Source organism: Mycobacterium sp. TH-M15, from assembly GCF_057473705.1.
In genome coordinates, this window is the sequence record NZ_JBYCLB010000128.1 from 1 (window position 1) to 3,609 (window position 3,609).

The window sequence follows — 3,609 nt, forward strand, 5'->3', positions numbered from 1 at the left end:
GATGTTGTGCGCGAACAGGATCAGCTGCCGCCACACCAGCCGGTAGACGTGCACACTCAACGGCGTCGGCAGCTGCTTGATCAGCCCTTCGTTGGCGACGAAGACGTCGGCGCCCTCCAGGATCGCCGCGTTGATCAGGTTCCAGATGATCAGCCCCAGCGTCACATACGGCAGGTGCACCGCCAGGTCGAGGTGAAACAGCTTGGAATACAACGCACCCATCGCCACCGCGGTGGTGGCGGTCCCGATGGTGATCCAGAACGGGCCCAGCGCGCTGCGCCGGTAGCGCTGCTTGATGTCCTGCCAGCCCAGGTGCAGCCAGAGCTCGTAGCGGTGGTAGCCGTCGACCAGATCGCCCCAGGCGCGCTTCATCGTCCGGGACTCCGCGGCGGCGTCGATGAACCCGGCGGCATCGGTGGATGTCATGACAGCTCCTGCGGTCGGTCGAAATGCTCGGCACGGCCCAATCGCCGCAACCGAATCCATTCGCGCAGCCCGGCGACGTCCAGCCGGCGCGACACCAGGAAGAACCAGCCGAACCGTAGCCACTCCTGCACCAGCAGCCGGCGCATGCCCGGCTGGGCCATCAGGTAACCGCGGTTGCGGTAGGTGAAAAAGCGTTTGGCGGCGTCGTCGGGGTACTGGGCGTGCATATGACCGGCCAGGATCGGCTTGAATTCGTCCGCGCCGCAAGGATGTAGATACGACGCGGTCAGGCAGGTGCCGAATGGAAGCCCGGACCGCACCAGTCGCCGGTGCAGCTCCACCTCGTCGCCGCGGACGAACAGCCGCAGGTCCGGCACGCCGACCGCCTCCAGTGCGTCCGCGGTGAACAGCGCCCCGTTGAACAGCGACGCGATCCCCGGCAGGAGATCACCGCCGCCGCCGTCCCGCAGCTCGGAAACAGCGCGCCGCCACACTAATCCACGGCGCAGGGGGAACGCCAGCCGGGCCGGGTCGTCGATGTCGCAGACCATCGGCGACACCTGGGCCAGTCGGTGCTGCGCCGCACACGCCAGCAGCGTGGCCAGCACCCCCGAATCGGCGGGCCGGCCGTCGTCGTCGGCCAGCCACACCCAGTCGGCGCCGGCCGCCAGTGCGTGCAGCATCCCCAAGGCGAATCCGCCTGCCCCGCCTAGGTTTCGCCGCGACCCAAGATAGGTCGACGGCACCGGCTGACCGGCGACCAGCTCGCGCACCGCCTCGACCGGGTCGTTGCCGAAGTCGTTGTCGACGACGACCAGGTGATCCGGCACCCGGCTCTGCGTCACCAGCACGTCCAGCGATTTGGCCAGCTGGTCGCGGCGCCGGTGGGTGACGACGACGGTGTACACCGATTCGGTCATGTCGCGACTTCGTCCAGGACCTCGCGCACGTGCCGGGCGGCGTCCTCGCCCTCGTAGGCGCGGACCACGTCCTCGATGCCGCCGGTCATCTTGATGCCGCCGTGGTCGATCCACATCGCGGTCTTGCACAGCCGGGCCAGGAAGTCGTTGGAGTGGCTGGCGAACACCAGGATTCCGGAGCGGTCCACCAGGGCCTGCAGCCGGGTGCGGGCCTTCTTCAGGAAGTCGGCGTCCACCGCGCCGATCCCCTCGTCGAGCAGCAGGATCTCCGGGTCGATGCTGGTGACCACGCCCATCGCCAGCCGGACCCGCATCCCGGTGGAGTAGGTACGCAGCGGCATCGACAGGTAGTCGCCCAGCTCGGTGAACTCGGCGATCTCGTCGACCTTGGCCTGCATCTGGCGACGGGTCTGGCCGAGGAACAGGCCGCGGATGATGATGTTCTCGTAGCCGGAGATCTCCGGGTCCATGCCCACGCCGAGGTCGAAGACCGGCGCTACCCGGCCGACCACCCGGGCCGAGCCGCGGGTCGGCTCGTAGATCCCGGAGAGCAGCCGCAGCAGCGTGGACTTGCCGGCGCCGTTGTGGCCGACCAGCCCCACCCGGTCGCCGTGCCGCAGGCTCATGGTGATGTCCCGCAGCGCCTCGACCACCACCACGTTGGACGTGTTGCGGCCGATCGCCCCGCCCGCTTTGCCCAGGAACGCCTTCTTCAACGACCGCGACTTGGCGTCGAAGATGGGGAACTCCACCCAGGCGTCGCGGGTCTGGATGTACGGGCCGTCGCTGCTGGGCACGGGCAGGTCGCTACAGGTACTGGCCGGTGTCGGAGTGGCCGGGCGGGGGGCCTGGCGGCAGCGCCCCGTGGCGCATCCGCTCCAGCTGCTCGCGGGCGGCCATCTGCTGGGCGAACAGCGCGGTCTGGATACCGTGGAACAGCCCCTCCAGCCAGCCGACCAGCTGCGCCTGGGCGACCCGCAGTTCGGCGTCGGATGGGGTGGCGTCCTGGCTGAACGGCAGCGTCAGCCGGTCCAGCTCCTCGCGCAGCTCCGGCGCCAAGCCCTGCTCCAGCTCGCGGATGCTGGCGGCGTGGATCTCGCGCAGCCGGCTGCGGCTGGCCTCGTCCAGCGGAGCGGCCCGCACCTCTTCGAGCAGCTGCTTGATCATCGTCCCGATCCGCATCACCTTGGCCGGCTGCTCGATCAGGTCGGTGATCGACTCGTCGTCGCCGGACCCGTCGTCGGCCCGGCCGGTGCTGGCCACCAGCCGCGGGTCGATGCCGTCGACAACCTCGATGTCGTCGTCGTCGGTGCTCACCAGGTTCGCCTCCTCGTCATTTTTGTCGGTCATTTGTCACCACAGCAGCCGCAGTCACACAAGTCGCCGCGCCACTCGTAGATGCGAGCCCCGCCATTGTCGTAGATTTTCACCCACGACTTCGACTCGTCCAGCGATCGCAGCCCCTCGGGCAGGGTGAACCCACGCACGATCGGACTACTGACCAGCACGTACCGGATATTGAGGGCGTGCACCGCCTCGGCTGCCCGCGGATCGGCGTCGTCGTCGGCGTAGGCCCAGAAGCTGTACCGCTGCGGCCCCGGACCCTGCTGCTGCGGGAAGTCGTAGTGCGTCCAGAGCGGGTGCAGCCCGGCCACCGCGTACATCCACGCGGTGCCGTCGGTGTTGGCGTTGCCGATCAGGGTGTCCCGGGCGCCGGGCAGGCCGGCCAGGTAGGCGAACGCGTCCAGGTCGCGCTGGTCGATCATCACCGAGTCGTACTTGTCGCCGAGCAGCAGCCGGTGCCGCGGCAGGTAGTGCCGGGCCAGCCCGACCGTCGAGACCACCAGCAGCACCGCGGCGGCGGCGCCGACCACCCGCGGGCTCCGCCACCGTTTGGGCAGCCGCCGGGCGCCGAGGGTCACCAGCGCGATCAGCGCGGCCAGCGCGATCCCGGCCATCGGCGTCAACAGCAGGGTAACGGCGGCCGATAGCCGGCGCGGGTCGCTGTAGAACAGGTCGGTGAACCGGTCCACCGCCCAGCCGGCCGGGCCGGGAAACGGCTGGGAGGCGTGCATGATCCCGACCACCAGCACCGCCCACAGCCCCACCGGCCACCAGATCTTCCGGGCCAGCAGCAGCACCGCGCCGATCCCGGCCAGCGCCAACAGCGTGTACTGGATCGGGAAGTCGTTGAGGTGGCGGGTGTGCTGAAGCACCGCGTCGCGCAGGTCGGTGCGACGGCCCAGGTGGCTGAGGAACGAAT

The 3,609-nt window shown here is 69.5% G+C and carries 5 protein-coding genes; all 5 read right to left on the reverse strand.

Annotated features, from left to right (window positions below; translation table 11 throughout):
- Positions 1 to 426, reverse strand: a 426-nt coding sequence (locus tag AC2VNT_RS03165; protein ID WP_486945475.1) for an ABC transporter permease, incomplete at its 3' end; no start/stop codon positions are given.
- A complete protein-coding gene (gene glfT1 / locus AC2VNT_RS03170; RefSeq protein WP_486945476.1) occupies positions 423 to 1,346 on the reverse strand; it encodes a galactofuranosyltransferase GlfT1 in 924 nt (307 codons plus the stop codon). The genes AC2VNT_RS03165 and glfT1, both read right to left, overlap by 4 nt.
- On the reverse strand, positions 1,343 to 2,143 hold the full coding sequence (wzt, locus tag AC2VNT_RS03175; RefSeq protein WP_486945477.1) for a galactan export ABC transporter ATP-binding subunit Wzt/RfbE: 801 nt from the start codon (positions 2,141 to 2,143) through the stop codon (positions 1,343 to 1,345). Before wzt ends, glfT1 begins: the two co-directional genes overlap by 4 nt.
- Before the next feature lie 10 nt (positions 2,144 to 2,153).
- A complete protein-coding gene (locus tag AC2VNT_RS03180) occupies positions 2,154 to 2,696 on the reverse strand; it encodes a bacterial proteasome activator family protein (protein WP_486945478.1) in 543 nt (180 codons plus the stop codon).
- Positions 2,693 to 3,609, reverse strand: a 917-nt coding sequence (locus tag AC2VNT_RS03185) for a DUF6541 family protein (RefSeq protein ID WP_486945479.1), incomplete at its 5' end; no start/stop codon positions are given. The genes AC2VNT_RS03185 and AC2VNT_RS03180, both read right to left, overlap by 4 nt.